A 25492-nucleotide genomic window follows, 5' to 3' on the forward strand; every position below is an offset into this window, starting at 1 on the left:
AACGTTCCCAGTCCCACGTTCTGTCGCGACGCCCCCCGAACATAAATAACCCCCCACGTCCGCCGCGACATCTCCGAACTCACTTCCATCCCCAGTTCGCCGCGACGCCCCTGAACTAAATACCACCTCCAGCCCGCCGCGACGCTCCTGAACTAAATACCCCCTCAGTCCGCCGCGACATCCCCGCACAAAACTACAATCTCACCGCCTTTTCAGTTAAACTCCTCCCTTATATCTAACGTCACTCCTTAAAAGATCCTAAAGCCATGTTTGAAATTAATCCGGTGAAAAATCGTATCCAGGACCTCACTGAGCGCAGCGACGTTCTTAGGGGGTATCTTTGACTACGATGCCAGGAAAGAACGCCTCGAAGAAGTAAACGCCGAACTGGAACAGCCTGACGTCTGGAACGAGCCAGAGCGCGCCCAGGCTCTGGGTAAAGAACGCTCCGCGCTGGAAGCCATCGTTGACACCCTTGACCAAATGGCTCAGGGGCTGGAAGACGTTGCCGGCCTGCTGGAACTGGCGGTAGAAGCGGACGATGAAGAAACCTTCAACGAAGCCGTCGCCGAACTGGATGTCCTTGATAAAAAACTGGGCGAACTGGAATTCCGCCGCATGTTCTCCGGTGAATATGACAGCGCTGACTGCTACATCGATCTCCAGGCGGGCTCCGGCGGTACGGAAGCACAGGACTGGGCCAGCATACTGCTGCGTATGTATCTGCGCTGGGCAGAAGATAAAGGCTTCAAAACCGAAGTTATCGAAGCCTCCGACGGCGAAGTCGCGGGCATTAAATCTGCCACCATCCGTATCTCCGGCGACTACGCGTTTGGCTGGTTGCGCACCGAAACTGGCGTCCATCGCCTGGTGCGTAAAAGCCCGTTCGACTCCGGCGGCCGTCGTCACACCTCCTTCAGCTCCGCCTTCGTTTACCCGGAAGTGGATGACGATATCGATATTGATATTAACCCGGCGGACCTGCGTATCGACGTCTATCGCGCATCCGGCGCGGGCGGTCAGCACGTTAACCGTACGGAATCAGCGGTGCGTATCACCCACATTCCAACCGGCACCGTAACCCAGTGTCAGAACGATCGCTCTCAGCATAAAAACAAAGACCAGGCCATGAAGCAGATGAAAGCCAAGCTTTATGAACTGGAAATGCAAAAGAAAAATGCCGAAAAACAGGCGCTGGAAGATAACAAATCTGATATTGGCTGGGGCAGCCAGATTCGCTCATACGTGCTGGATGATTCACGCATCAAAGATCTGCGCACCGGCGTAGAAACGCGTAACACCCAGGCGGTGCTGGACGGCGATCTGGATCGTTTCATTGAAGCAAGTTTGAAAGCAGGGCTATAAGGAACCGACATGTCTGAACAACAACCGCAGGGCGCTGATGCCGCGCTTGAACTTAACAACGAACTGAAAGCGCGTCGTGAAAAGCTCAGCGCGCTGCGTGCACAGGGCGTGGCGTTTCCGAACGACTTCCGCCGCGACAGCGTCTCCGACCAGCTGCACGCGCAGTTCGATGATAAAGAAAATGAAGAGCTGGAAGCGCTGAATATCGAAGTCTGCGTGGCGGGGCGGATGATGACGCGCCGTATCATGGGTAAAGCGTCATTTGTTACGCTGCAGGACGTGGGCGGACGTATTCAGCTTTACGTCGCGCGTGACGATCTGGCGGAAGGCATCTACAACGAACAGTTTAAAAAATGGGATCTGGGCGACATCCTCGGCGCGCGCGGCAAACTGTTTAAAACCAAAACCGGCGAGCTCTCCATTCACTGTAGCGAACTGCGTCTGCTAACCAAAGCGCTGCGCCCGCTGCCGGATAAATTCCACGGCCTGGCCGATCAGGAAACTCGCTATCGTCAGCGCTATCTTGATCTGATCGCCAACGAAGAGTCGCGTAACACTTTCCGTATTCGCTCGCAGATTATGGCCGGTATCCGCCAGTTTATGGTTGGCCGCGACTTTATGGAAGTGGAAACCCCGATGATGCAGGTGATCCCCGGCGGTGCGTCTGCCCGTCCGTTTATCACTCATCATAACGCGCTCGACATCGATATGTACCTGCGTATCGCGCCGGAACTCTATCTGAAACGCCTGGTGGTCGGCGGTTTCGATCGGGTGTTTGAAATCAACCGTAACTTCCGTAATGAAGGCATCTCGCCGCGCCATAACCCTGAGTTCACCATGATGGAACTCTATATGGCCTATGCGGATTACAAAGATCTGATCGAACTGACGGAAAGCCTGTTCCGTACGCTGGCGCAGGATGTGTTGGGCACCACCGAAGTGCCTTACGGCGAGCAGACGTTTGATTTCGGCAAGCCGTTTGTCAAACTGACGATGAAAGAAGCGATTCAGAAGTATCGTCCGGAAACCAACCTTGCCGATCTGGAAGAGTTTGATAAAGCGGTGGCGATTGCGCGCTCGCTGGGTATCAAAGTTGAGAAAAGTTGGGGCCTGGGCCGCGTAGTTACGGAGATTTTCGAGGAGACGGCGGAAAGTCATCTGATTCAGCCGACCTTTATCACCGAATATCCGGCGGAAGTTTCTCCGCTGGCGCGCCGCAACGACACCAACCCGGAAATCACCGATCGCTTCGAATTCTTTATCGGCGGTCGTGAAATCGGCAACGGTTTCTCTGAGCTGAACGACGCTGAAGATCAGGCCGACCGTTTCCGCCAGCAGGTGGAAGCGAAAGACGCCGGTGATGATGAAGCGATGTTTTACGATGAAGACTACGTTACCGCGCTGGAGCACGGCCTGCCGCCGACCGCAGGTCTCGGCATCGGTATCGACCGTCTGGTTATGCTGTTCACCAACAGCCACACCATTCGTGACGTTATTCTGTTTCCGGCGCTGCGTCCGTCCGCGAAGTAATATCGTCAGGCTCGGTGAAAAGGGACGCTCAGGCGTCCCTTTTTACTTTGGCTGCGCGCTGGCGCTTTTCTTGAGATTGTCTTATTCCTTTGCCAGACTTAAACGATCCTTCTGCGGAGCCGATAACATGCAGCCGATAACGAGCCCCGACTTTATTCGTCACTGGCAGGAACTGGAAGAGCCAGATAAACCGCATTACCGCGACAGTAATGAACATATGGGCATCGGCGCGCCGCTGGGCCGGGCGCTGGGATTAACACGCATTGGCATTCATCATGAGCGCCTGCTGCCAGGGCGTCGCCTCTCTTATCCGCATGCTGAAAGCGCGGAAGAAGAGTTTGTCTATGTGCTGGAAGGGCATCCTCATGCCTGGATCAATGGCGAGCTATATGCCTTGCAGCCGGGCGATGCGGTGGCATTTCCGGCGGGAACGGGGATTTGTCACACATTTATCAATAACGGGACGGCGGAAGTCAGGCTGCTGGTTGTCGGCGAAGCGCAGAAAGAGGAAAACCGCATACATTACCCGCTTAATGCTGAATATGAAGCGACCCGAAAAGATCGCTGGCACAATCCGCCATCGCAACCATTCGGCCCGCATAACGGATTGCCGGATAAACCGCGCGGGCAGGGCTAACACGCCGGGCCGACGTTATAAACTGTCGCTTATGACTTTGTTTCTGCCGTCAGCCAGGTTGAAAACTGGGACCAGGGAATATAAAGCGCGACATTCTTATACAGCGTTTTGCCGCTTTTCTTATCGTTAATCTCTGCGCTGTAGCCGACAATCACCCCGGCCAGCGTATCATCAGACGCATTATAAACCGCGCCGCCGGACATCCCCTGAACCACGCCCGCGTCAGCGGCCACCACTACGCAGCTCGGCTTATTCCAGCTGTTTTGCAGGCTGCTATTCACCAGGTTTTTACCGGATGAAGCGACCGGCATCGCGGTATAAAAGCTGTAGCCGTACAGGTTAACCCGATCGCCCATAAAACCGTTACGAAAGCGCGGCGGCAGATCTTTTTCATCATTCTTATGGTAAATAATGGCCAGATCGCATTCAGGATGCCAGGCCTTAACCTTATATAAAGAGAACTTCGCAACGTGGGCGGCGGTCAGGCTATAGTTCGCGGTCAGAGGAATGGTGGTGCCCAGCGTGCCCAGGCCCAGCACCGTAGGGATACCGGTTACGGTCATATCAACGCGCCTCTGGGCTTCTTTACTGTATTCATAATGGCCAACCGAACAGCCGGTCAAACCCAACACCAGCAGGGCGAACGTCTTACGCATGATAAATCCCCGATATTGACCATTAAGCGCTGTTTATCCGTTGTCAGGATGTCGGCAGCCGCCTTGCTTTCTTTAATGCCTTATTTATCCGCTAAAAACCATAATGTTGTTACATTCCACACCGTTGCAGCATGGGGAAGGCAAACTTTAACAAAATACCACCGCCAGTTGTTAAGTGAGGGTAAAGGAATACTCTTAAAGGCGATGCGCGCTTTGCCCCAGCTAACCGCAGGATTATTGCTCGTAGCGCAATAAACCCTTGTCAGTTTCGGGGTGTTTGTCACATTAACGCTGTGCTTTAATAGCCGTCGTGACGCAATAAATAGATGCAGCAACACAACGCGTCATCCCATCCGCTGCCCGCTAGCGGTCTGCCTGGAGTCTGCAATCATCGTTTCTGGAGAATGTTATGCCTGTTTCATTACTGGCGTTGGCGCTGAGTGCGTTTGCAATCGGCACCACTGAGTTCGTTATTATGGGATTACTGCCGGAGGTAGCGGGCGACCTGCACGTGTCGATTCCTTCCGCCGGCTGGCTGATTAGCGGCTATGCGTTGGGCGTCGCGATCGGCGCGCCGGTAATGGCTCTGCTGACCGCGCGGCTGCCGCGCAAACGCACGCTGACCCTGCTGATGTCGATTTTTATTATCGGCAACATACTGTGCGCACTGGCTTACAGCTATAACCTGCTGATGCTGGCGCGTATTGTTACCGCGCTGTGTCACGGTGCCTTTTTTGGTATCGGTTCGGTGGTTGCCGCCAGCCTGGTTGCGCCTGGCCGTCAGGCATCGGCGGTCGCGTTGATGTTTACCGGCCTGACGCTGGCTAACGTGCTGGGCGTGCCGCTCGGTACCTGGTTTGGTCAGCTGTATGGCTGGCGCGCCACCTTTGGGGGCGTAGCGGTGATTGGCGTGCTGGCATTTATGGCCCTGATCGTTAGCCTGCCGACCAATAAAGATGAGAAGCCGGTACACCTCGGCAGCGAAATCAGCGCGCTGGCGAACGGCAAACTCTGGCTGTCGTTGCTGATGACGGTCTGCTTTGCGGCGGCGATGTTTGCCCTGTTTAGCTATATCGCTCCGCTGCTGTTACAGGTCACCGGCATCAGCAATCGCGGCGTGAGCTGGACGCTGTTTCTGATCGGCGCCGGCCTGACGGTAGGCAATATCATCGGCGGCAGGCTGGCGGACTGGAAAGTTTCCTTCAGCCTGATGCTGAGCTTTGCGCTGATTGCGCTATTCTCGCTGGCCTTTAGCTGGACCAGCCACGGACTCTGGCTGGCGGAAATTACTCTGTTCCTGTGGGCGATGGCGACCTTCGCTACCGTACCGGGCCTGCAAATTAACGTGGTGCGTCACGGTAAAGAGGCGCCGAATCTGGTTTCTACCCTGAATATTGCCGCGTTTAACGTTGGTAATGCGTTAGGCGCCTGGGTTGGCGGGGCGGTTATTGAAGGCGGCTACGGCCTGACCGCCGTGCCGGTGGCGGCCGCATTGCTGGCAGCGGTCGGGCTGATGGTTTGCCTGATCACCTTCCGTCGCGCTGGCGGAGAGGCGCAGCCGGTACGCGCTTAATTTAGCAGAGCGACGCGCTGGCGGCATATCATGTGCCGTCAGCGCCTTCGCCAGCTCCTCTCTCACGCCCGCCCGATCCCGATGCCGCGCTATGCGTCCCTGTTACCATTCTGCTTCATCCACTCCGTTTCCAGATGCGCTCTGCGACTTGTTGCGCAGGCCGCAGATTATCAAAGCGCTAACCATAATATTTCCTGCACGATAAATCATCGGAAATAGCCCGCGGAACGGTCAGTATTATCCGAGCGCGTTATGGCTAATTGCACGCTAAAGTGTGCGCTTATGCCTCATTGGCTTATTAACGCTTTATGTTACCTTATCTGTTTTATACAAGAGTGTTAATCTATGAAGATACACAAAATCATCACCCCAAACTTTTATAAGAAGTTTAAATGTGCGGGATCGGAATGTTTAAATGATTGCTGTCATGGATGGAATATTTACATAGATAAAAAAACACATGAAAAATATATCAATTCACCTGATGAAGAAATAAAAACCATTGCTAAAAGCAGTTTAAAACTGGCCAAAGGGGGCAAAAATAAATATTCCATTATTCATTTTGATGAGAATGGAAAATGCCCATTTTTTACGGCGGATAAGCTGTGTAAAATCCATCAAAAAATGGGCGGCGATTCGCTCTCCAATACCTGTGCGGGCTATCCCCGAAGAACGGATAGCTGGGGCGATCAGTTGCGCCATAACATGACAATGTCCTGTTCGGAGGTAGTGCGACTGGTGCTGTTTGAACAGGAGAGTATGCTACAGCATGAAGAGACCAACCTTATTGCAACGGCCGCCAAAACCACACTGGCTTCCCGGCATATCTTAGGGCAAAAAAATCAGCTTATTCATCTGTTTGCCTGGAACCTGATTGCTGCGCAAAGCAGCAGTATCGAAGCCAACCTGCTGGCGCTGGCTCAGTTTATTTTATATCTGCAGCGTATAAACTTTGATTTATCTGGCCGGCTGTCTGAAGCTGAAGCCTTTTATGAAGAGCTGATTGTGGCGCTTAACCGCGGCCAGCTGGTAGCGAATAGCAATACAAACGAGCAGTCTGCGCTGTTGAAACTTCGCGCCGTCATGGCGATTTTTAAAGATAATATAAATACCACGGTGCGTAATTACTCTCTTCGCGATAATTATATTTTAATTGCTGATTATCTGAGCGGAGCGGAAACCGCTGATATTGCTGCAATGCAGGCTAAGTTCACCGAGATTAACCAGCAATGGCAGCAGCTTTGTACGGTTTCATGCCTGAAAGAGCCGTATGTTATGCGTAATTATTTACATTATCAGCTCTACAGCAGCTGGTTTCCAGGCAAAGACCTTGCCCTTATTATGCGGAAATTTTACCGCATCGTTATGGATTACTTTTTCCTGAAATTTTCGCTTGCGGTGAAATCGCTGCAGCAAGAAATTAAACAGGACGATGTGGTTGAGCTATTTGCCGATTATTATCAGTACATCAACCACAGTTCATCAATGGCGGATAAACTCGATAAAGCCATCGATGAAATCAATGGCGGCGATGATTTATCCTGCCTGCTGCTGTTAGGCTAAAAACGCTGCCGTCTGGCTAATCAAGCAGGGCATTAAGCTTAACCCGAAACTGCGCGGCCTCGTGCTGCAGGTGCAGGCTAAACGCGTTAACCAGCGCCGAAGCCGGACGATGCAGCGGGCGGATCAGGCTCACCGTAAAGGGCACCTCAACGCTAAAGCGTCGGATTGCTACGCCGCTGGCCGCATAATCAAGAGCCGTCAGCGGATTCACCACCGAAATTCCCACGCCTGCCCGCACCATCGCGCATACCGACGCCGCGCTGTGCGTTTCCATAACCATTCGGCGCTGCACGTTCTGCTCATGAAACAGCGCGTCCAGCAGCTGCCGATAGCTGTCGCTGCGCGACAGGCTGATATAGCTTTCGCCGGCAAAATCCTGCGGCGTTAGCCGCCTGCGCGAGGCTAAAGGATGATCCGCAGGCAAAACGCAGACCTCGTTCAGCGTTAACAGTTCGATGCGCTCCGTACCGGCGGGCGTAATGTGGGTTTCGGTCAGGCCGAGATCGTGGCGCTGGGCTGACAGCCACTCTTCCAACAGCGGCGATTCCTGCGGAATGATATTCAGGCTGAGATCGGGATAGCGCTGCAGAAAAGGCTGGCAAAGCGGCGGCAGCAGCGACTGGGAAAAAACCGGCAGGCAGGCGACAGAAAGCTCGCCCTGGCGAAACTGACGCAATCCTTCCGCCGCGCTGATGATGCGATCGAGACCGTACCAGGATCGCTGCACCTCTTCAAACAGGCGCAGCCCCTGTACCGTGGGATGCAGGCGGCCGCGCACGCGCTCGAACAGACTCAGCCCGGTCAGCTTTTCAAAGCGGGCCAGCTCGCGGCTGACGGTTGGCTGAGAGGTATGCAACAGCTCGGCGGCGGCGGTCAGGTTGCCGCTGGTCATCACCGCGTGAAAAATTTCGATATGTCGATGGGTGATGTTAGCCATGATTTCTCCGAAAGCGAAAGCCATATCATATTTGCATAGACTCTGCAGAAACAGATATTTTTCAGGTAAAAAGAGCTATGGCGTAATGGGGGAAATTTTAAGGAGAAACCTCATGCCGCGCCCGCTTAACCACCCTGACAGCGCCCTGAACGCCGCTAACCTGCTGCCGCTAACCGAACGCTATGATGGTCCGTTTTGGGCCTATGATGCTGATATTATTCGCCAGCGCATTGCTCAGCTACGGCAGTTTGACGTGGTGCGTTTCGCCCAGAAGGCCTGCTCGAATATTCATATTCTGCGCCTGATGCGTGAAGCTGGCGTGAAAGTCGATTCCGTTTCGCTGGGTGAAATTGAACGTGCGCGGGCGGCGGGCTATGTCGCGGGCGGCGATGAGATCGTTTTTACCGCTGACGTGCTGGATAAACCGACGCTGACGCGGATTGCCGAGCTGCGCATTCCGGTTAATGCCGGATCGGTGGATATGTTGCATCAGCTGGGCGAGCGTTCGCCGGGCCATCCGGTCTGGCTGCGGGTCAACCCAGGTTTTGGTCACGGTCACAGTCAAAAAACCAATACCGGCGGTGAAAACAGCAAGCACGGCATCTGGCACCATGATTTGCCGCAGGCGCTGCAGGCCATTCAGCAGTACGATCTGCAGCTGGTGGGCATTCATATGCATATCGGTTCCGGGGTGGATTATCGCCATCTGGAGCAGGTATGCGATGCCATGGTAAGCCAGGTTATCGCGCTGGATCGGGATATTACGGCGATCTCTGCCGGTGGCGGCCTGTCGATTCCCTATCGTTACGGCGAAGAGGCGATCGATACGCAACACTATTACAGCCTGTGGCACCGCGCGCGCGAACGTATTGCGGCACATTTGGGTCATGCGGTGAAATTAGAGATCGAGCCTGGACGTTTCTTGGTTGCCGAGGCGGGCGTGCTGGTGGCGCAGGTGCGGGCGGTGAAAGAGATGGGCAGCCGTCACTTTGTGCTGGTGGATGCGGGCTTCAGCGATTTAATGCGCCCTTCGATGTACGGCAGCTATCATCATATTTCGCTGCTTTCTGCTGATAACGCGGCGGCGCAAAGAGAGCAACGTGAAACGGTGGTGGCGGGGCCGCTGTGCGAATCGGGTGACGTATTTACCCAGCTGGAAGGCGGCAAGGTAGAAACCCGCCTGCTTCCGGTAACGGCGCCGGGCGATTATCTGGTGTTCCATGATACCGGCGCGTATGGTGCCTCCATGTCTTCCAACTACAACAGCCGTCCGCTGATCCCGGAGGTGCTGTTTGATGGCGGCGAGGCGCGTGAAATCCGCCGTCGCCAGACCATTGAAGAGCTGCTGGCGCTGGAGCTGTAACACGCGGGCCGTTCCTGCTGCCATAGCGGGAGCGGCCGGGTATTTACGCCAGCAGCTCTTTGCGCAGCAGCACGATCTCCTCTGCCAGATCCCGGCACAGCATGGCATTCATTAAATGATCCTGCGCGTGCACTAGGATCAACGTCACCGGTAATTTCCCTTCGCCCTCATCGGCGCCGATCAGTTGCGTTTGTATTTGATGCGCCGCTTTAGAGGCTTCCGCCGAGGCTGCCAGCGCCTCGTCCGCCTGCTGCCACTCACGCCTGCGGGCTGACTGAATCGCGCTCATCGCATAAGAACGTGCCTCGCCAGCGTGAATCAACAGCTCCATGACGACTTGTTCAAAATTCATACTCACCTCGATTATTGGCATACCAGATTTGAGTTAATCATCTTATTGGAATACCAAATAAGCAAACTGCGCTAAAGATCACAGAAAAAAGCGGATAACAGGCTAATTTTGGTATGCCATATCAGGGAAGGGTTGGGTTGTCACAACAGGACGATTACTCACTTACCCTGAGGTATTGCTTATGTCTCTACAGGATCGACTGATTGACTCGCTGGGAAGCTTCGCCACGCGCTTTAACAGCTATCGCTACATCATGGCGATCAAAGCCTCTTTTATTACGTTGATGCCGGTGATTATCGTTGGCGCTTTTTCGGTGCTGATCTCCAATATGGTGCTGGATGCCAACAACGGCCTCGCCAGTTTCCCGGCGCTCTCTTTCTTGGCCGATCTCAAGCCGATCACCACCAGTATTAACTATGCCACGCTGAGCTTTCTGAATATCGGCGCGGTATTTTTGATCGGTATTGAGCTGGGCAGGATTAACGGCATTAAAACGCTGTTTCCGGGCCTGCTGGCGGTGATCTGTTTTATCGCCGTCACGCCGACTACGCTGCAGATGATGGTAGACGGGCAGATGCGGCTGGTAACCGACGTGCTGGCGAAACAGTTTTCCGATACCAAGAGCCTGTTTCTCGGCATGTTTATCGCCATTTTATCGGTAGAGATTTACTGTCGGCTGGAGAATGTCGATCGGCTAAAAATTAAGATGCCCGATACCGTGCCGCCAAACGTTTCGGCCTCTTTCTCGGCGTTGATCCCGGCGATCATTACCGTGTCGGCTATCGCTACCTTCGGCTTTATTTTTCACCGGGTCAGCGGCATGTATCTCTACGATGCGGTTTATCGCGTGGTGCAGCAGCCGCTGGAGTCGGTGGTGCAGAGCCTGTGGGGGATCTTGCTGCTGATGTTTGTCGCCCAGCTGTTCTGGGTGATCGGGATTCATGGCAATCAGATGATTAAACCGATCCGCGAGCCGCTGCTGCTGGGAGCGATTCTGGTGAATATGAACGCTTTCGAGCAGGGTAAAGAGGCGCCCAATATCATTACCATGCCATTCTGGGATGTTTATATGAGCATTGGCGGTTCAGGATTAACCATCGGCCTGCTGACGGCGGTGATGCTGGCGACCAAACGCAAAGAGATGCGCGAGATAGCCAAACTCTCTTTTGGGCCGGGGCTGTTTAATATCAACGAGCCGGTAATTTTCGGTATGCCGATTATGCTGAACCCGATTCTGGCAATCCCTTTCATCATTACGCCGCTGGTGACCGGCGCCATTGGCTATTTCGCTACGCTTACCGGTTTTGCGGGTAAAGCGGTAGTGATGGTGCCCTGGACTACGCCGCCGATTATTAACGCCTGGCTTTCTACCGCCGGCTCAATGGGAGCAGTGGTGACCCAGCTGGTTTGTATTGTTGTTTCGGTGCTGATCTATCTGCCGTTTGTCAAAATCGCGGCGCGCCGTGCCGAAGCCGCCGAGGCGAAAGCCCTGCAGCAGCCGGAGCTGGTGCAGCCTTAAGGAGTGGGAATGAGCAAATTGACCATTGATATTCCGCCAGATTTTATCCTGGGCGCGGCGGCGTCCGCCTGGCAAACCGAAGGCTGGCACGGCAAGAAGGCGGGGCAGGATTCTTATCTGGATGCCTGGTATCAGCAGGATCGTCACGTCTGGCATAACGGCTACGGCCCGGCGGTGGCGACCGATTTTATCAATCGCTATCGGGAAGATGTGGCGCTGATGAAAGCTTGCGGGCTGACGCACTATCGCACCTCGATTAACTGGTCGCGCTTTCTGCTTGATTATGAAACGGCACAGGTGGACGAAGAGTACGCCCGCTATTACGACAGCCTGCTTGATGAGATGGAGGCCAGCGGCATTGAGCCGATGCTGTGTCTGGAGCATTACGAACTGCCGGCGATACTGCTGGAAAAGTATGGCGGCTGGGGCTCGAAAAAGGTGGTGGATCTGTTTGTTCGCTACGCGGAAAAGGTGTTTGCGCGCTATGCGCATCGGGTTAAGCGCTGGTTTGTGTTTAACGAGCCGATTGTGGTGCAAACCCGCGTTTACCTCGATGCGCTGCGCTGGCCATATCAGCAAAGCACCGCGATCTGGATGCAGTGGAATCATCATAAAAATCTGGCGACCGCGCGGGTAGTGGCGCTGTTTCGCGCCGGAGGCTGGCCGGGCACTATAGGGACGATTTTAAACCCGGAGGTAACCTGGCCGCGTTCCAGCGCGCCGCACGACAGGAAAGCCGCAGAGATGTATGACCTGTTCTATAACCGAGTGTTTCTCGATCCGGCGATCAAGGGGGAATATCCGCCCGCGCTGCTGCAGCTGTTAGCGCAGCATCAGATAAGATGGGAGTACAGCGATGAGGATTTAGCGTTGATCGCAGCGCATCGCGTCGATGAAGTCGGTTTGAACCTTTACTATCCGCATCGGGTAAAAGCGCCGTCGCGCGCCTGGCATGCACAAACGCCGTTTCATCCCTCTTATTACTATGAACCTTTTGAGCTGCCGGGCCGACGGATGAATCCGTCACGCGGCTGGGAGATTCAGCCACGCATCGTGGCGGATATTGCCCGGCGGATGCGCGATGAGTACGGTAATTTCCCGTGGTTTATTGCGGAAAACGGCATGGGAGTTGAGAACGAAGCGCGCTTCAGGAATGCCGAGGGTGAAATTCAGGACGATTATCGCATCGCCTTTATCGCTGAGCATTTATATGAAGCGCTGCTTGCCCGGCAGGCGGGCATTAACTGTCAGGGCTATATGCTGTGGGCGTTTACCGATAACGTTTCGCCGATGAACGCTTTTAAAAATCGCTATGGTCTGATTGAGATCGATTTAGAAAATCAGCGCCAGCGGCGGATGAAAAAGTCAGCGCACTGGTTTCGTCAGCTGCGCGCCAGCCGTCAGCTGACCCTGACGCTGGATGATCAACCCAGGTAAGGAGCCGCAAATGAAACGTATCGTACTGGCCTGCGCTGCGGGCATGTCAACTTCAATGGTGGTGACGCGCATGGAGAAAGAAGCAGCGGCGCGCGGCCTGAGCTATCAAATTTACGCGATCCCGGAGCAAAACCTGCGCGAGGAGCTGCAAAACTCTGCCGGTGAAGTGGCCGTCGTGCTGCTGGGGCCGCAGGTGCGTTTTAAGCTGGAGGAGAACAGGAAGCTGACCGATAGCCATCAGATTCCGATTGCGGTAATTGATACGCTGGCTTACGGCACGCTAAACGGCGCAAAAGTACTCGATCAGGCGCTGGCTTTGATAAACTAGCGGAGTATCGCCATCTGTTATTATCGGTTAATCAGGCGCTACGGGATGGTGTTGTCAACGGGCTAAGGGTGATGAAGTGGATAAGGGCGCAGCGCCGCAAGAGAGAAAGCAGTATCAGGAGATTGGCGAGCATTTGCGCCAGCAGATCGTGGCCGGGCTTTATCCGGTTGGCTCACGTTTACCGCCGGAGCGTCATCTTGCTGAGACCTGGGGCGTGAGCCGAACCATCGTCCGCGAGGCGTTGCTGATGCTGGAGCTGGAGGGAACGGTCGATATTCGTCAAAGCTCTGGCGTTTATGTGATGCGTATTCCCAGCGCGAGCAGCGATGAGGAGGAGGCTTTTTTCCGCAGCGACGTGGGGCCGTTTGAGATGCTACAGGCGCGTCAGCTGCTGGAGAGTAATATTGCCGCTTTCGCCGCGCGGATGGCAACCAAAGCCGATATTGAGAATTTGCGGCGTACGCTGGAGCAGGAGCAGCGCGCGATCGCGCTGGATGATACCAGTCAGGATAACGATCGTTTGTTTCATTTGCTGTTAGCGGGGGCGACGCAGAATCAGATGTTGATGGATACGGTAAAGAGTATCTGGCGGCATCATGAAAATAATCCGCTGTGGCAACAGTTACGCAGGCATATTGAGACGCGCAGTTACCGGTTGAAGTGGCTGAGCGATCATCAGACGATCCTGGCGGCTTTACGTCGGCGCGATGTGATGGGTGCCTGGCAGGGGATGTGGCAACATCTGGAGAATGTAAAAAATACGCTGATGGAGCTGTCGGACGCCGATGCGCCGGATTTCGATGGTTATCTGTTTGAATCGGTGCCAATTTTTCAGGGTAAGCTGGTATGAGCCGCTGGCATATTGTTCCGTTGGCTGAGGTGCCGCAGTATCAGCCGCAGCTGATGGAGTGGCTGTGGCGTGCCTTTGGCGATGAGAAGAGCCGGGATTTTTTCGCCAGCGTGATAGAGAGTAGCGTGCGCGGCGCTGATTTCCCGCAGACGTTTGTGGCGTTGGACGGCGGGCTTCCCGTGGGAACGGTAGGCGTTTGGCGTTGTGATTTGATTAGCCGTCAGGATCTTTTTCCGTGGCTGGCGGCGCTGTATGTAGATGAAAGCGCGCGCGGCAGCGGGCTGAGTGCGGCGCTGCAAAGTTATGCGGAAGCGTGGTGTCACGCACGGGGCTTTGCCGATCTGTATCTGTACGCGCTGTGTGCTGATTATTATGAGCGTTTTGGCTGGCGCTATATTGGCGATGCGTTGGATTATCCCGATGTGGTGGTTCGTTTGTATCACAAGGCGCTGCGATAAGCGCGGCGCGTCGGTTTCAGTTCGTTCGGCGGCGGGGCTGAGTTTACGGTGGTTTCAGTTCGTTCGGCGGCGGGCAGGCGCTGCGTAAAGAGGTCGTGAACCCATCCCTGGGGACTCCGCCGCGTCATCCCTGACGCGGAGGCTTTACTCCGCTGCCTGCCCGCCGCCTCACTGGCTCTGATGTTTGTTTGCTGCCGCCTCACTGGCTCTGACGTTTGTTTGCTGCCGCCTCACCAATTCTGATATTTATTCGCTGCTGTTCCGTCGAAACTGCCGTCCTCTTGTGCACGACTTACATCACACTGGATATATCGGCGCGATACTTTTATGTGATTATAATAACTTTTTTATTTCAAGCGATATAATTCGGCCTTTATATAACGGATGGAATTACCTTTTCATATAAATGATATAAGTTATTATTCTTTATAATTACGCCCACTCACTAATAATTCCTGAAATGTGCCCCCGTTAAAATAATGGATGATTCTGACTTGAAATAAAGCCAATGATTATGTAATTGTCCACCCGGAAATTTGCATCATAAGTATATGATGTATGAGCTTCAGCCTGCCCGGAACCGATTTTTATTACCTGCCGCGCGACGATCTGGCCCCGGAGAAATATGAGGAAATTATTTCTCCTCGTTCCGCCTGGTCGCATATCGACAGCAAATATGTTTTTGATGACCGCCCAACTTTAGGTTTTCAGCTGATTAATATGCATGAGCGCGAATTTAGCGGCTATAGCAATCAGCCGCCGCCGCACGGGCCACGGGAGCGGGACAAGCTGAAAAGAATGCTCTTCAGCGGTGAGGTGGTAATGCTCGGCGGTTTTTCTGCCTCAAAGGGATGGCTTTTTTATATCGACGAGCACGGCGAACTGATTTGCCGCGACCCGCTGGCGTTTAAGTTTGACGGGGCGCAAGGCGTCATCCGTGAATATAAAAGATCGATCGCCCGCCGGGATTACAGCAGGCGGGGCGGGAAACCGCGCGCCACCGTTTTGCCGGCTCCACTGGCGAAGATAAAGCAGCCCGCGCCGCTCAATACCATCAACAGCAAAGCCGCCGGGCGGCTTCTGGCGGCAGGCGGGATTTATAACGGTAATCCTGACGGGTTCAGGCAGACCGCAGAACAGCTGGGAGGCGAGGCGCCCGCCGGTTATGACCAGATGATGTCTGACCAGGCCAAAGGCTTGCTTATTGCGGGCGCTTCGATAGCGGCTGGCCTGACTATGGGGCGATTAAGAGTCGGGGATGATAAAATTGCGGGGCCGGCGAATAAACTAAAGAAAAAAGGAAGCAATTTCGCTACATCAGAGATAGAAGCGCGGATTACCGCGGCTAATAAACCGATCAATAATCAAGGGATGTCAACTGCTGCAAGGGCGTGGGAAAAACATTCTGTCAGGCCAGAAGGAACCTTCGAACCTATAAAGGGCAGCCAGGCCAAGAAAAATGCGGCAGCAGAAAGCTTTATTCGTGATGTTTTGCACAATCCTGATACAGTGCGAAAAGAACTATCGCGTGGCGGTGTCGATTATCGTTTACCTAACGGGCGAGGAATTAGATTTAATCCTGATGGCTCGTTCAATACCTTATTGGATCCACCGGTGAAAAGATGATGAAGAAAAATCTGGAACTGTTTTTTTCCAGCCCAATGGAATATGAAGAACTGACCCTTGAGATCCAGTTGGATCGAGAAAGAATTATTGAGATCAATCAAGATAAAGGAGTAAATCATCTGGAGGCTGAGCTTTTTGGTAGCGATCAAGCTCATGGATTTGTGGCAAAAGTGCCGCTCGATGAGCTTATAGCTATTTTAATTGAAGCGAGAGAAACGCTTAAAAATAAATAAATTACACACTTCGTGCTGTCGCCCAGCCGTTTTTAAAATTTGATGGGACGCAGGATATTACCCATGAATCTAACAGGCCGGTTGCCCGCCGGGGCTACAGCAGGTGAGGCGCACGCCCCACCGTTTTACCCGCCCGCCGCCTCGCTGGCTTGGTATTTGTTTGCTGCCGCCGCACTTGTTCCTGCGTTTGTTTGTAGTTCTTCAACCCGGCGGGCTAACCGAATGCCTGCGCACCAGCGTTGGATTAAACGTATTCGTCACCTCCGGCAGCGGCTGATTATTCGCTAACGCTAATGCCAGCTCGGCGGCCTGCTGCGCCATTGTCACGATCGGATAACGGATGGTGGTTAAACGCGGACGCACATAACGCGACACCAGCACATCATCGAAGCCGATTAACGACATCTCCTCCGGCACACGAATGCCGTTATCGCTCAGCACCGCTAACGCGCCCGCCGCCATCGAATCGTTATAACAGGCGACGGCGGTAAAATTCCTGCCGCGCCCTAACAGCTCCGTCATTGCCTGCTCGCCGCCCACCTCATCCGGCTCGCCAAACGCGACCAGCCGATCGTTACAGGGCAAACTGTGTTCCTTCAGCGCATCGTAATAACCCTGCAAACGCTCCTCGGCATCGGAAATCGTATGCGTAGAACAAATATAAGCAATCTGATCGTGACCCTGCTGAATCAAATGTCGGGTTGCCAGCCAGGCGCCGTAGCGATCGTCCAGCGCAATACAGCGCTGCTGGTAAGCAGGCAGCGAACGATTAAGCAGCACCATGCCCGGCATCTGCTGCATCAGCTTCTCCAGCTCCTCATCCGGGATCTTTTTGGCATGCACCACCAACGCCGCGCAGCGATGACGCATCAGCTGCTCAATCGCCTGCCGCTCCTTAATCTCATTGTGGTAACCATTACCAATCAGCAAAAAATTGCCGGTCTGCCAGGCAATCTCATCAACGGCTTTTACCATCGCACCAAAAAACGGATCGGAAACATCGCCAACAACCAAACCAATGGTTTCCGTTGACTGCTGGGCCAGCGCGCGCGCGTTGGCGTTCGGGTGATATTGCAACTGTTCCATTGCGCTAAACACCGCCAGACGAGAATTTTCACTGGCCTTGGGGGAATTATTGATAACGCGCGAAACGGTGGCGACAGAAACGCCCGCCAGTTTGGCGACATCCTTTATCGTAGCCATGAATAGAGTATCTTCCGGGGTAAACGTTTACACATACTGAGAGTGTTGCGGAAAAGACCCGCAAGTTCAACCGCACAGAATGTCAGCCCCGTCGCAAAGCACACCGAATATTGCACTTTTATTTTTCTGACGGGAAAGGCTACCATGCCCACCTGTTTCTTTTGCTGACTTCTGCCTCCGCGCCATGACTTTCAAAAAAGTTCCGCATCTCGCCCACTGGGGCGCCTTCACCGCCGTAACTGAAAATGGCCGGCTCACCAGCTGCGAACCGTTTTTTGCTGACAGCAATCCCTCGCCGATGCTGCAAAGCATTCCGCAGCTGGTCTATTCGGATAAGCGTATCCGTCAGCCGATGGTGCGCCGCTCCTGGCTAAAAGCGCGGGAGAACAGCGATCGCACGCTGCGCGGACATGAAGACTTTATCGCCGTTGACTGGGAAACCGCGCTCGATCTGGTCGCGGAAGAAAACCAGCGCGTACGTGAACGCTACGGTGCCAGCGGCATTTTTACCGGATCGTATGGCTGGTCCTCGGCGGGACGGGTAAACCATGCGCGCACGCTGGTACGGCGCTTTTACTTCAACGGCGGCGGCGGCGTCGATCAGATGGGCAACTACAGCTGGGGCACGGCGCAATTCTTCCTGCCTTACGTGATCGGCACTTATATGCCGCTCACCGGACGCGTAACCGACTGGCCAGGCGTTATTGAACACGCAGAAGTGATGCTGGCCTTTGGCGGACTGGCGCTGAAAAATGCGCAGGTTGCTTCGGGCGGAGCGGGTGAACATACCCTGAAACCGGCGCTGGAGCAGCTGGCGCGCAAAGGCACGCGCGTAATCAACGTCAGCCCGCTGCGCGATGATTGTCCCGCCTTCCTGAATGCCGACTGGATCGCGATTCGCCCCAATACCGATGTCGCCCTGATGCTGGCGCTTGGCTATGAAATTGAACGCCTTGGCGCGGCGGACCGCGACTTTCTTAACAGCCACTGCGTTGGCTATCCGCAGCTGCGGGATTATCTGCTGGGACAAAGCGACGGTGTCGCGAAAACGCCGCAGTGGGCCAGCGCTATCACCGGCGTCGCGGCGGAGCGCATCGCCGAACTGGCGCGTCAGCTAATCGGTAAACGCAGCTTTATCACCTGTTCCTATGCGGTACAGCGTGCGCATCGCGGCGAACAGCCCTACTGGATGATGATTGCGCTCTCCGCCATGCTGGGACAGCCGGGCCTGCCGGGCGCAGGCTTCTCGTTTGGGCATGGTTCGATGAACAGCGTGGGCAATCCGCGCATTGATACGCCTGCGCCGCAGCTGCCCACCGGGCCAAACCCGGCCGGGCTGGCGATCCCGGTCGCGCGCATCTGCGATATGCTGCTGCAGCCCGGCGAAAGTTATGCTTTCCAGGGACAAACGCACCGCTATCCCGATATTCATCTGATGCACTGGGCGGGCGGTAACCCTTTCCATCATCATCAGCAGCTTAACCGGCTGGTGGAGGGCTGGCAGCGGCCAGACACGGTTATCGTACAGGATATTGTCTGGACGCCAGCGGCGCAGATGGCCGATATTGTATTGCCGGTCACCACCACGCTGGAGCGTAACGACATCGGCGGCTCCTCGCGCGATCGCTTTGTTTTCGCTATGCATCAGGCGATCGCTCCACAGCATCAGGCGCGTAACGATTTCGATATTTTTGCCGATCTGGCCGAGCGCCTCGGCTATCGGGAACGCTTCACCGAAAACCGTAATGAGATGCAATGGATCGCCCACCTTTATCAGCAGTGCGGCGAAGCGCAGCAGTGTAAAGGCGTACAGTGGCCGACGTTTGATGAATTCTGGCAGCGCGGCTATGCCGACGTTCCGGCCAGCGAGCGCGACTACATCTTTATGTCTGACTTTCGCGCCGATGCGCAGGCCAGCCCGCTACAGACGGATAGCGGGAAAATCGAACTCTTTTGCCAGACCATCGCTGATTATCAGCTGGACGACATGGCGGGGCACCCGGAGTGGCGCGCGCCGCAGGAGTGGCTGGGCAGCGAACAGGCAGATCGCTTCCCGCTGCATCTGATCTCTGTTCAGCCGGCTGACCGATTGCACAGCCAGCTGGATGCGACGCCGAACGTACAGGCGAACAAAACCGCCGGACATGAAACGCTGTGGATGCATCCGCAGGATGCGGCGGCACGCGGCATCAGCGATGGCGATGAAATTGAGGTCTTTAATTCGCGCGGCATTATGCTGGCGGGTGTCCGGCTGAACGCTGGCCTGACGCCGGGCGTGGTGGTTATCTCTACCGGCGCCTGGTTCGATCCTGGCTTTGGCGGAGCCTGGCATCCCTGGGACCGCGCCGGCAATCCTAATGTTCTGACGCTGGATATTGGTACCTCGTTGTTAACGCAGGGGCCGAACGCTATGTCCTGTCTGGTAGAGATCCGTCAACGGCAAACGTTGCAAAAAAGCTGATAAATCACATAGCTGGTTACATTTTGCGGGTAACTGTTGCGAATCATTGATAGCCGCCCGTCGCTGCCGCTTGGTACATTTTAAATCCCAGAGGTATTGATGGGTGAACATCAACAAGTTTATTGATTACACCAACCTGCGCAGATGCGCAGGTTTTTTTTGCCTGCCTTAAGGTCACGGACCATGCCCCGCATACAAAAATTTCTTGGAAAAGACCAGATTAAAGCGCCGTTCAATCCATTTCGGTTTCGCCTTATTTGCCTGGGCGTGCTGGGATGCCTGACCGTTCTGCTGGCCCGTGTCGCCGACCTGCAGTTAATTAATCATCCGATGCTGGAACACGAAGCGGATCAGCGTTCGCTGCGTACCGTTACCCTGCCCACTAACCGTGGCACCCTGCTGGACCGCAATGGCGAAACGCTGGCGCTTAGCGTCCCCTCACGCGACATCATTGCCGACCCGCAGCGCGTACTGGAGGCGAACCCCGATTTCACCAGCCCCAAATGGGAATATCTGGCCAACGCGCTTAACCAACGTCCGGAACAGCTACAGCAGCAAATTACCGCCAACCCGCATCGCCGCTTCCTTTACCTGGGCCACAAAATCGAACTGGGCATTGCCAAGGATATTAGCAAGCTGCATCTGAAAGGCATTAGTACTGTGTATAACGACAGCCGTTTTTATCCGATGAGCGAAGCGGCGGCGCCGCTTATTGGCATCGTCGGGGCCGATAACATCGGGCTGAACGGGCTGGAAAAAGGCTATGACAAAGTGCTGCAGGGGCAGCCGGGCGTCGAGAAATATCGCCAGGATCGCGAAGGCAACATCATTTCCATGATCGATTATCAGCCGCCGAAGCAGCCGCCTACCGTGCAGCTCAGCGTTGATAAATTCGATCAGTACACGCTTTACAGCAAGCTGCGCGATGGCGTGCTGCTGAATAAGGCGGATTCCGGCGCGGCGGTACTGGTTAAGATTGATACCGGGGAAATCCTTGGAATGGCCTCCTATCCTTCGTTCAACCCGAACAACTACGCGGACGTCTCGCCTGCGCAGATGCGTAACGTGGCGATCAATGACAGCTTTGAACCGGGATCGACGGTAAAACCGCTGGTGGTAATGGAGGGGCTGGAGCGTGGCCTGGTGCGGCCTGACTCGGTGCTGGATACCACGCCGTACCGCGTTAACGGCCACCTGATCCGCGACGTGGGCCACTGGCCACGCCTGACCATGACCGGCATCCTGCAAAAATCGAGCGACATCGGCGTATCGCATATTGCGCTGGCAATGCCAGCAGAAGCGCTGGTGAATACCTATCACGCTTTTGGTCTGGGTAAGCCGACCGGCCTGGGGCTGACCGGCGAAAGCGTCGGCTATTTTCCGCTGCATCGTCAGCGCTGGGCGGATATTGAACGCGCTACCTTCTCGTTTGGCTACGGATTACGCGTCACGCCGCTACAGATCGCCCGTGAATATGCCACGCTGGGCAGCTATGGCATTTACCGTCCGCTTTCCATTACCAGGGTAACGCCGCCGGTGATCGGTAAACAGGTCGCCAATCCGGAAACGGTAAAAACGGTGGTGCATATGCTGGAGAGCGATGTATTGCCTGGCGGGACCGGCATTCGCGCGGCGGTGCCGGGCTACCGGTTAGCCACCAAAACCGGTACGGCGGAGAAAATGGGCGCCAGCGGAAAATATGACGGCGGCTACGTTAACTATACTGCCGGCATCGCTCCGGCCAGCAATCCGCAGGTGGCGCTGGTGGTAATGATTAACCATCCTACCGCGGGCGATCACTTTGGCGGCTCGGTCGCCGCGCCGATCTTCGGTAACATTATGGCGCCGGTGCTGAAGCATATGAATATCGCCCCCGATGCGCTGGTAAGCGCCGCGCCGCATTAAGGAGGCTGAGATACAACCGCGCAATAAAATAGCCTGTTTGTTTTTTTAACCTGCCAGCGTTGAGTTCAGCAAACCTTTGCTGCATGGTGATAGGCAGTTTTTTAACTGCTAAGGAACTGGCATGTTGTTTAATTTTTTCCGTTTTCTGTTTCGTCTACTGTGGCGTGTACAGCTGCGCGGCGATCTCTCCGGGCTGCGCAAAGAAAAGGTACTGATTGCGCCTAATCACGCGTCGTTTATGGACGGCGCCTTGCTGGCGCTGTTCCTGCCGGTAAAGCCCGTTTTCGCCGTCTATTCCGATATTACCGATAAGTGGTTTATGCGCCTGCTTAAGCCGCTGGTGGATTTTGTTCCGCTCGATCCTACGCGGCCCATGTCGCTTAAATACCTGGTGCGTACGCTTAATGAGGGGCGTCCGGTGGTGATCTTCCCGGAAGGGCGCATTACCATCACCGGTTCTTTAATGAAAATCTACAGCGGAGCCGGCTTTGTCGCGGCGAAATCGCAGGCGACGATCGTACCGATGCGCATCGAAGGTGCGGAATACACGCCTTTTGGTCGCCTCGGCGGCACCTTTAAGCGCCGCCTGTTCCCGCGCATTACCCTGACGGTGCTGCCGTCCACCCTGATTCCCATGCCCGATGCGCCACGCGCCCGCGACCGGCGCGCCCTGGCCGGTGAGCATCTGCATCATATTATGATGGAGGCGCGAATGGCGGTGCGTCCGCGCGAAACGCTGTTCGAAGCTTTTCTCAGCGCCCGTACCCGCTACGGCTGGTTCAAGCCCTGCATCGAAGATATTAGTTTTGCCCCGGACAGCTACAGCGGCCTGCTGAAAAAATCGCTGGGCGTGGGGCGCATTCTGGAACGCTATAGCCAGCAAGGCGAATATGTCGGCCTGCTGCTGCCGAACACCACGGTGACCGCCGCCGCTATTTTCGGCGCCACGCTACGCGCACGCGTTCCGGCAATGCTGAACTACACCGCCGGAGTAAACGGCCTGACCAGCGCGGTTACCGCCGCCCGGATAAAAACCGTTTTCACCTCGCGGCAGTTTCTGGATAAAGGCAACCTGTGGCATCTGCCGCAGGGGATCCCGCAGGTAAAGTGGATCTTCCTGGAAGATCTGAAAGATACTCTTACCGGCAAAGATAAGCTGTGGATCCTGGCGCATCTGCTGATTCCCCGGCACGCTATGCTGCCGCAGCGGGCGGAGGATGCGGCGATGGTGCTGTTCACTTCCGGCTCGGAAGGCAATCCGAAAGGGGTCGTACACTCGCATAAAAGCCTGCTGGCGAACGTGGAACAGATTCGTACCGTCGCGGACTTTACGCCGCGCGATCGCTTTATGGCTTCGCTGCCGCTGTTCCATGCCTTTGGCCTGACGGTTGGCCTGTTCACCCCATTATTTACCGGCGCTCAGGTGTTTTTATATCCCAGCCCGCTGCACTATCGCATCGTGCCGGAGCTGGTATATGACCGTAACTGCACCGTGCTGTTTGGCACCTCGACCTTCCTCGGCAACTATGCCCGTTTCGCCAATCCCTATGATTTTGCGCGCCTGCGCTATGTGGTGGCCGGGGCGGAGAAACTGCAGGAGGGAGTGCGTCAGCTTTATCAGGATCGTTTCGGCATCCGTATTCTGGAAGGTTATGGCGTTACCGAATGCGCGCCGGTGGTGGCGATTAACGTGCCGATGGCGGCAAAACCGCATACCGTTGGCCGTCTGCTGCCGGGCATGGATTCGCGTCTGATGTCGGTGCCTGGCATTGAACAGGGCGGACGGCTACAGCTGCGCGGACCGAATATTATGAATGGCTATCTGCGCGTGGAGCGTCCTGGCGAGCTGGAGCCGCCAATGGCCGATAACGGCGAGGGCGTTATGGAGCCGGGCTGGTACGATACCGGCGACATTGTCAGCTTTGATGAAGGCGGCTTCTGCCAGATTCAGGGCAGGGCGAAACGCTTTGCCAAAATTGCCGGCGAGATGGTTTCCCTGGAAGTTGTTGAGCAGATCGCCCTGAAAGCCTCGCCGGAAAAACAGCATGCCGCCACCATAAAGCCGGACGGCAATCGTGGCGAAGCGCTGGTGCTGTTCACCACCGATCACGAACTGCAGCGCGATAGTCTGCAGCAGGCGGCCCGCGAGCTGGGCGCGGCGGAGCTGGCGATACCGCGAGATATTCGTTTCCTGCAACAGCTGCCGCTGCTGGGCAGCGGTAAGCCCGATTTCGTTACGCTGAAAAAAATGGGGGAAGAATGAAACGCCCCGTTGATAGCTCCCCGTTAATGTCGCGCGGCATGCTGGCGGTGATCGTTGCCCAGTTCTTCTCCGCTTTCGGTGATAACGCGCTGCTGTTCGCCACGCTGGCGGTGCTGAAAAATCAGCACTATCCCGACTGGAGCCAGCCGGTGCTGCAAATGGTATTTGTCGCCACCTATATCCTGCTGGCGCCTTTTGTCGGTCAGCTGGCGGATAGCTTTGCCAAAGGGCGCGTAATGATGCTGGCGAACGGCCTGAAACTGCTGGGCGCGCTGGTGATCTGTTTTGGTCTGGAGCCTTTCGCCGGTTATGCGCTGGTCGGTATCGGCGCGGCGGCTTATTCACCGGCCAAGTATGGCATTCTTGGCGAAATCACCACCGGCGAGCAGCTGGTCAAAGCCAACGGCCTGATGGAAGCCTCCACCATTGCGGCGATCCTGTTGGGATCGATGGCGGGCGGCGTGCTGGCGGACTGGAGCCTGCTGGCGGCGCTGATCGCCTGCGTGGTGACTTATGCGCTGGCGGTGGTCGCCAACGTGTCGATTCCGAAGCTTTCGGCGGCGCGTCCCGGTCAGAGCTGGCATCCGCTGGCGATGTCGCGCAGCTTTTTCCAGGCGGCCCGGCTGCTGTGGCGCAACGGTGAAACGCGCTTTACGCTGGTGGGCACCAGCCTGTTCTGGGGCGCTGGCGTAACGCTGCGCTTTTTGCTGGTGCTGTGGGTGCCGGTTGCGCTGGGCATCACCGACAATAAAACCCCCACGCTACTGAATGCGATGGTGGCGGTCGGGATTGTGATTGGCGCGGCGGCGGCGGCGAAGCTGGTTACGCTAAAATCCGTCGGACGCTGTATGCCTGCTGGCGTACTGATTGGCGTCGCGGTGGTGATTTTTGCGCTACAGCACACTCAGCTGAACGCCTATGCGCTGCTGATTGTTATTGGCGTGCTGGGCGGCTTTTTTGTGGTGCCGCTTAATGCGCTGCTGCAGGAGCGCGGTAAGCAAACGGTCGGCGCGGGTAACGCGATTGCGGTGCAAAATCTGGGCGAGAACAGCGCAATGTTGCTGATGCTGGGCCTCTATTCGCTGGCGATCGCCAGGGTGCGCCGCCGGTCGCGACCGGCGTCGGCTTTGGCGCGCTGTTTGCGCTCTCCATCGCCATACTCTGGGGCTGGCAGCTGGCGCAAAAACGTCGCGGATAGCAAGAGGGATAAGCAGGCGCAGCGTTCAACGCTGC

20 protein-coding genes and 1 pseudogene are annotated in these 25492 nt (G+C 55.5%); 17 read left to right on the forward strand and 4 right to left on the reverse strand.

Annotation, left to right across the window (positions count from 1 at the left end; all coding sequences use genetic code 11):
• Window positions 1-266 precede the first annotated feature (266 nt).
• The 3 genes from prfB to COO59_RS13645 all read left to right on the forward strand — a co-directional run bounded on the left by prfB (window position 267) and on the right by COO59_RS13645 (window position 3532).
• Window positions 267-1365 (forward strand): peptide chain release factor 2 gene (gene prfB, locus COO59_RS13635; RefSeq protein WP_103060342.1). Its coding sequence is split into 2 segments (ribosomal slippage): window positions 267-341 and window positions 343-1365, totalling 1098 coding nucleotides; the frame shifts between segments, so codons are not numbered across the junction.
• Window positions 1366-1374: 9 nt separating this feature from the next.
• Window positions 1375-2895, forward strand: a complete 1521-nt coding sequence (gene lysS / locus COO59_RS13640; protein ID WP_103060343.1) for a lysine--tRNA ligase — start codon at window positions 1375-1377, stop codon at window positions 2893-2895.
• Window positions 2896-3022: 127 nt separating this feature from the next.
• A complete protein-coding gene (locus COO59_RS13645) occupies window positions 3023-3532 on the forward strand; it encodes a cupin domain-containing protein (RefSeq protein ID WP_103060344.1) in 510 nt (169 codons plus the stop codon).
• Between the two features lie 29 nt (window positions 3533-3561).
• On the opposite strand, the gene COO59_RS13650 is transcribed toward COO59_RS13645, so the two are convergent.
• Window positions 3562-4188 (reverse strand): trypsin-like peptidase domain-containing protein, encoded by a 627-nt coding sequence (locus tag COO59_RS13650; RefSeq protein WP_103060345.1) that lies wholly within the window; start codon window positions 4186-4188, stop codon window positions 3562-3564.
• 409 nt (window positions 4189-4597) lie between these two features.
• Between COO59_RS13650 and COO59_RS13655 the strand changes: the two genes are divergently transcribed.
• The gene (locus COO59_RS13655) at window positions 4598-5761 is read left to right on the forward strand and encodes an MFS transporter (protein WP_103060346.1); all 1164 of its coding nucleotides are present in this window, start codon (window positions 4598-4600) and stop codon (window positions 5759-5761) included.
• A gap of 345 nt (window positions 5762-6106) precedes the next feature.
• On the forward strand, window positions 6107-7324 hold the full coding sequence (fliB, locus tag COO59_RS13660) for a flagellin lysine-N-methylase (RefSeq protein WP_103060347.1): 1218 nt from the start codon (window positions 6107-6109) through the stop codon (window positions 7322-7324).
• Between the two features lie 16 nt (window positions 7325-7340).
• Here fliB and COO59_RS13665 read toward each other — a convergent pair whose 3' ends face one another.
• The gene (locus tag COO59_RS13665; protein ID WP_103060490.1) at window positions 7341-8261 is read right to left on the reverse strand and encodes a LysR family transcriptional regulator; all 921 of its coding nucleotides are present in this window, start codon (window positions 8259-8261) and stop codon (window positions 7341-7343) included.
• A 112-nt stretch (window positions 8262-8373) separates the two neighbouring features.
• On the opposite strand from COO59_RS13665, the gene lysA reads away from it, so the two are divergent.
• A complete protein-coding gene (gene lysA, locus COO59_RS13670) occupies window positions 8374-9624 on the forward strand; it encodes a diaminopimelate decarboxylase (protein WP_103060348.1) in 1251 nt (416 codons plus the stop codon).
• Window positions 9625-9667: 43 nt separating this feature from the next.
• Here the strand turns inward: lysA and COO59_RS13675 are convergent, their stop codons facing one another.
• Window positions 9668-9976, reverse strand: a complete 309-nt coding sequence (locus COO59_RS13675) for a PTS lactose/cellobiose transporter subunit IIA (RefSeq protein WP_103060349.1) — start codon at window positions 9974-9976, stop codon at window positions 9668-9670.
• A 181-nt stretch (window positions 9977-10157) separates the two neighbouring features.
• On the opposite strand from COO59_RS13675, the gene COO59_RS13680 reads away from it, so the two are divergent.
• From COO59_RS13680 to COO59_RS13715, 7 genes are all read left to right on the forward strand, one after another.
• Window positions 10158-11495, forward strand: coding sequence for a PTS sugar transporter subunit IIC (locus COO59_RS13680; RefSeq protein WP_103060350.1), 1338 nt, complete (start codon window positions 10158-10160; stop codon window positions 11493-11495).
• A 9-nt stretch (window positions 11496-11504) separates the two neighbouring features.
• On the forward strand, window positions 11505-12932 hold the full coding sequence (locus COO59_RS13685) for a glycoside hydrolase family 1 protein (protein WP_103060351.1): 1428 nt from the start codon (window positions 11505-11507) through the stop codon (window positions 12930-12932).
• 10 nt (window positions 12933-12942) lie between these two features.
• Complete coding sequence (locus COO59_RS13690) at window positions 12943-13260, forward strand: PTS sugar transporter subunit IIB (protein ID WP_103060352.1); 318 nt, start codon at window positions 12943-12945, stop codon at window positions 13258-13260.
• Window positions 13261-13336: 76 nt separating this feature from the next.
• Window positions 13337-14110, forward strand: coding sequence for an FCD domain-containing protein (locus COO59_RS13695; protein WP_085070295.1), 774 nt, complete (start codon window positions 13337-13339; stop codon window positions 14108-14110).
• Window positions 14107-14568 (forward strand): GNAT family N-acetyltransferase, encoded by a 462-nt coding sequence (locus COO59_RS13700; RefSeq protein WP_103060353.1) that lies wholly within the window; start codon window positions 14107-14109, stop codon window positions 14566-14568. The genes COO59_RS13695 and COO59_RS13700 overlap by 4 nt, the downstream gene beginning before the upstream one ends.
• Before the next feature lie 558 nt (window positions 14569-15126).
• Window positions 15127-16194, forward strand: coding sequence for a DUF8093 domain-containing protein (locus COO59_RS21290; RefSeq protein ID WP_240614141.1), 1068 nt, complete (start codon window positions 15127-15129; stop codon window positions 16192-16194).
• Window positions 16191-16427: a hypothetical protein gene (locus COO59_RS13715; RefSeq protein WP_103060354.1), complete on the forward strand. Its 237-nt coding sequence runs from the start codon at window positions 16191-16193 to the stop codon at window positions 16425-16427. The genes COO59_RS21290 and COO59_RS13715 overlap by 4 nt, the downstream gene beginning before the upstream one ends.
• A 201-nt stretch (window positions 16428-16628) precedes the next feature.
• Here COO59_RS13715 and galR read toward each other — a convergent pair whose 3' ends face one another.
• Window positions 16629-17630 carry an HTH-type transcriptional regulator GalR gene (gene galR / locus COO59_RS13720; protein WP_103060355.1) on the reverse strand — a complete coding sequence of 334 codons (1002 nt, stop codon included), beginning with the start codon at window positions 17628-17630 and terminating at the stop codon, window positions 16629-16631.
• Window positions 17631-17814: 184 nt separating this feature from the next.
• Here galR and COO59_RS13725 point away from each other — a divergent pair, with 184 nt between their 5' ends.
• The 4 genes and pseudogenes from COO59_RS13725 to lplT all read left to right on the forward strand — a co-directional run bounded on the left by COO59_RS13725 (window position 17815) and on the right by lplT (window position 25457).
• The gene (locus tag COO59_RS13725) at window positions 17815-20091 is read left to right on the forward strand and encodes a molybdopterin guanine dinucleotide-containing S/N-oxide reductase (RefSeq protein WP_103060356.1); all 2277 of its coding nucleotides are present in this window, start codon (window positions 17815-17817) and stop codon (window positions 20089-20091) included.
• Window positions 20092-20274: 183 nt separating this feature from the next.
• On the forward strand, window positions 20275-21996 hold the full coding sequence (locus tag COO59_RS13730) for a penicillin-binding transpeptidase domain-containing protein (RefSeq protein WP_103060357.1): 1722 nt from the start codon (window positions 20275-20277) through the stop codon (window positions 21994-21996).
• Window positions 21997-22117: 121 nt separating this feature from the next.
• Entirely contained in the window at window positions 22118-24259 is a 2142-nt protein-coding gene (aas, locus tag COO59_RS13735) for a bifunctional acyl-ACP--phospholipid O-acyltransferase/long-chain-fatty-acid--ACP ligase (RefSeq protein WP_103060358.1), read from the forward strand.
• A pseudogene (lplT, locus tag COO59_RS13740) lies at window positions 24256-25457 on the forward strand (lysophospholipid transporter LplT). Before aas ends, lplT begins: the two are co-directional and overlap by 4 nt.
• Window positions 25458-25492 lie beyond the last annotated feature (35 nt).

It is taken from the genome of Mixta theicola (assembly GCF_002895925.1).
GTDB classification, from domain to species: Bacteria; Pseudomonadota; Gammaproteobacteria; order Enterobacterales; family Enterobacteriaceae; genus Mixta; species Mixta theicola.

What these genes read in the sequence shown, in the direction of transcription:
- COO59_RS13650 (WP_103060345.1), bottom strand. Translation starts at nt 4,188, where the DNA reads ATGCGTAAGACGTTCGCCCTGCTGGTGTTGGGTTTGACCGGCTGTTCG.
- COO59_RS13725 (WP_103060356.1), top strand. Translation starts at nt 17,815, where the DNA reads ATGACTTTCAAAAAAGTTCCGCATCTCGCCCACTGGGGCGCCTTCACC.
- COO59_RS13645 (WP_103060344.1), top strand. Translation starts at nt 3,023, where the DNA reads ATGCAGCCGATAACGAGCCCCGACTTTATTCGTCACTGGCAGGAACTG.
- COO59_RS13655 (WP_103060346.1), top strand. Translation starts at nt 4,598, where the DNA reads ATGCCTGTTTCATTACTGGCGTTGGCGCTGAGTGCGTTTGCAATCGGC.
- COO59_RS21290 (WP_240614141.1), top strand. Translation starts at nt 15,127, where the DNA reads ATGAGCTTCAGCCTGCCCGGAACCGATTTTTATTACCTGCCGCGCGAC.
- COO59_RS13680 (WP_103060350.1), top strand. Translation starts at nt 10,158, where the DNA reads ATGTCTCTACAGGATCGACTGATTGACTCGCTGGGAAGCTTCGCCACG.
- COO59_RS13685 (WP_103060351.1), top strand. Translation starts at nt 11,505, where the DNA reads ATGAGCAAATTGACCATTGATATTCCGCCAGATTTTATCCTGGGCGCG.
- COO59_RS13700 (WP_103060353.1), top strand. Translation starts at nt 14,107, where the DNA reads ATGAGCCGCTGGCATATTGTTCCGTTGGCTGAGGTGCCGCAGTATCAG.
- COO59_RS13715 (WP_103060354.1), top strand. Translation starts at nt 16,191, where the DNA reads ATGATGAAGAAAAATCTGGAACTGTTTTTTTCCAGCCCAATGGAATAT.
- lysA (WP_103060348.1), top strand. Translation starts at nt 8,374, where the DNA reads ATGCCGCGCCCGCTTAACCACCCTGACAGCGCCCTGAACGCCGCTAAC.
- COO59_RS13690 (WP_103060352.1), top strand. Translation starts at nt 12,943, where the DNA reads ATGAAACGTATCGTACTGGCCTGCGCTGCGGGCATGTCAACTTCAATG.
- COO59_RS13730 (WP_103060357.1), top strand. Translation starts at nt 20,275, where the DNA reads ATGCCCCGCATACAAAAATTTCTTGGAAAAGACCAGATTAAAGCGCCG.
- aas (WP_103060358.1), top strand. Translation starts at nt 22,118, where the DNA reads ATGTTGTTTAATTTTTTCCGTTTTCTGTTTCGTCTACTGTGGCGTGTA.
- COO59_RS13675 (WP_103060349.1), bottom strand. Translation starts at nt 9,976, where the DNA reads ATGAATTTTGAACAAGTCGTCATGGAGCTGTTGATTCACGCTGGCGAG.
- COO59_RS13665 (WP_103060490.1), bottom strand. Translation starts at nt 8,261, where the DNA reads ATGGCTAACATCACCCATCGACATATCGAAATTTTTCACGCGGTGATG.
- lysS (WP_103060343.1), top strand. Translation starts at nt 1,375, where the DNA reads ATGTCTGAACAACAACCGCAGGGCGCTGATGCCGCGCTTGAACTTAAC.
- galR (WP_103060355.1), bottom strand. Translation starts at nt 17,630, where the DNA reads ATGGCTACGATAAAGGATGTCGCCAAACTGGCGGGCGTTTCTGTCGCC.
- fliB (WP_103060347.1), top strand. Translation starts at nt 6,107, where the DNA reads ATGAAGATACACAAAATCATCACCCCAAACTTTTATAAGAAGTTTAAA.